This is a genomic window from Burkholderia sp. Ac-20392 (assembly GCF_017104585.1).
Classification (GTDB): Bacteria; Pseudomonadota; Gammaproteobacteria; order Burkholderiales; family Burkholderiaceae; genus Burkholderia; species Burkholderia lata.
On record NZ_JAAGPB010000848.1, the window covers coordinates 1 to 2,289 of the forward strand.

Here is a 2,289-nt window from a genome sequence, read left to right on the forward strand (position 1 = left end):
CCACCCGGCCGACAATCGGCTGAGATAGCCGCAAATCCCCCCTCTTTTCCGCCCATCGGCCTCGGCCCGGATGCCGAACAATGCATGCTACGAGACATCACGCACGCATTCACATGGCCTCCACGACTGCAAACCCGACCGCCGACAAGCCGGCTTCGTCTGGCAAGTTCAAGCGCATCGCGCTCATCGCCGTCATCGCGCTGGGCGCGGCGGCTGCCGCAGCCGGCGGCATGTACGTGTTCCTGAGCAAGGAAGGCGTCGGCCATGCGAGCGCGCCCGCCGAGCCGGCGCCGCTGGCTGCGCCGGTGTTCTTCCCGCTCGACCCGCTGACCGTGAACCTGCAGTCCGACGACGGCGCGCAGCACTATCTGCGCGTTGGCTTGTCGCTCAAGCTCACCGACCCGAAGGCGCAGGAGCAACTGACCGCGCGGATGCCGGAGATCCGCAGCCGGATCCTGCTCGCGCTGTCGAACAAGCATCCCGAGGATCTCGCGACGCCGGACGGCAAACGTTCGCTCGCGAAGGAACTGCGGGAGCTGATCGAGCAGCCGACGCAGCCGGGCAACCAGCGCGCGAAGGTCGACGACGTGCTGTTCACAGAGTTCGTCGTCCAGTAACGCGGCCGAGAAAGGAGCGCGTATGGGTCACCAGGAGTTCATGTCCCAGGAGGAGGTCGATGCCCTCCTCAAGGGCGTCACGGGCGAAGCCGATTCAGTCGACGAGCAGCGCGACACATCGGGCGTCCGCCCCTACAACATTGCGACGCAGGAGCGGATCGTCCGCGGCCGGATGCCCGGCCTCGAGATCATCAACGATCGCTTCGCGCGCCTGCTGCGGATCGGCATCTTCAACTTCATGCGGCGCACGGCGGAAATCTCCGTCAGCCAGGTGAAGGTGCAGAAGTACAGCGAGTTCACCCGCAACCTGCCGATCCCGACGAACCTGAACCTGGTTCACGTGAAGCCGTTGCGCGGCACGTCGCTGTTCGTGTTCGACCCGAACCTCGTGTTCTTCGTCGTCGACAACCTGTTCGGCGGCGACGGGCGCTTTCACACGCGCGTCGAGGGCCGCGACTTCACGGCCACCGAGCAGCGGATCATCGGCAAGCTGCTGAACCTCGTGTTCGAGCACTACACGACCGCATGGAAGAGCGTGCGGCCGCTGCAGTTCGAATTCGTGCGCTCGGAAATGCACACGCAGTTCGCAAACGTCGCGACGCCGAACGAGATCGTCATCGTCACGCAGTTCTCGATCGAGTTCGGGCCGACGGGCGGCACGCTGCACATCTGCATGCCGTACTCGATGATCGAACCGATCCGCGACGTGCTCAGCTCGCCGATCCAGGGCGAGGCGCTCGAAGTCGACCGCCGCTGGGTGCGCGTGCTGTCGCAGCAGGTGCAGGCCGCCGAGGTCGAGCTGACCGCGAACCTCGCCGAGATTTCGTCAAACTTCGAGAAGATCCTGAACCTGCGCGCGGGCGACGTGCTGCCGCTGGAAATCGAGGACACGATCACCGCGAGGGTCGACGGCGTGCCGGTGATGGAATGCGGCTACGGAATTTTCAATGGTCAATACGCGTTGCGCGTGCAGAAGATGATCAGCGCGGGCGATTCGATGAAGGAAGGTGGATATGAGTGAGCTGAACCAGACGCCCGAGGACGACGCACAAGCGATGGCCGACGCGGCCCTCGCGGCATCGGCCGCCGCCGCGCAGGCGGCACCGGCCGCGGCGGAAGAAGATCCGGGCATGGACGACTGGGCGGCCGCGCTCGCCGAGCAGAACCAGCAGCCGGTGCAGGCGGGCGCGACGGGCGCCGGCGTGTTCCAGCCGCTGTCGAAGGCCGCGGCAAGCTCGACGCACAACGACATCGAGATGATCCTCGACATCCCGGTCAAGATGACCGTGGAGCTCGGCCGCACGAAGATCGCGATCCGCAACCTGCTGCAGCTCGCGCAGGGTTCGGTCGTCGAACTGGACGGCATGGCCGGCGAGCCGATGGACGTGCTCGTGAACGGCTGCCTGATCGCGCAGGGCGAAGTCGTGGTCGTCAACGACAAGTTCGGCATTCGCCTGACCGACATCATCACGCCGGCCGAACGTATCCGGAAGCTGAATCGATGAATGTTGTGAAGCCCGGCCGCCGCGTGCGCGTCGCAAGCGTGGCGGCGGCATCCATCGCGGCGGTCTCCTTAGAGCGTGTCGAGAATCGACCGCAGCATCGCCATCATCTGGTCGATTTCCTCGGTCGTCACGTTCAGTGCGGGCATGAAGCGCAGCAGGTTCGGCCG

General features: G+C 65.4%; 3 protein-coding genes. All 3 read left to right on the plus strand.

Going from position 1 to position 2,289, the window contains the following annotated elements; all coding sequences use genetic code 11:
- Positions 1-80 precede the first annotated feature (80 nt).
- From fliL to fliN, 3 genes are read left to right on the plus strand one after another with little or no spacing between them, the layout of a single operon-like run.
- On the plus strand, positions 81-617 hold the full coding sequence (gene fliL / locus G3N99_RS38910; RefSeq protein ID WP_049097223.1) for a flagellar basal body-associated protein FliL: 537 nt from the start codon (positions 81-83) through the stop codon (positions 615-617).
- Between the two features lie 22 nt (positions 618-639).
- Positions 640-1,638 (plus strand): flagellar motor switch protein FliM, encoded by a 999-nt coding sequence (fliM, locus tag G3N99_RS38915; RefSeq protein WP_174940295.1) that lies wholly within the window; start codon positions 640-642, stop codon positions 1,636-1,638.
- On the plus strand, positions 1,631-2,122 hold the full coding sequence (fliN, locus tag G3N99_RS38920; protein ID WP_011350466.1) for a flagellar motor switch protein FliN: 492 nt from the start codon (positions 1,631-1,633) through the stop codon (positions 2,120-2,122). Before fliM ends, fliN begins: the two co-directional genes overlap by 8 nt.
- The last annotated feature ends 167 nt before the right edge of the window (positions 2,123-2,289 follow it).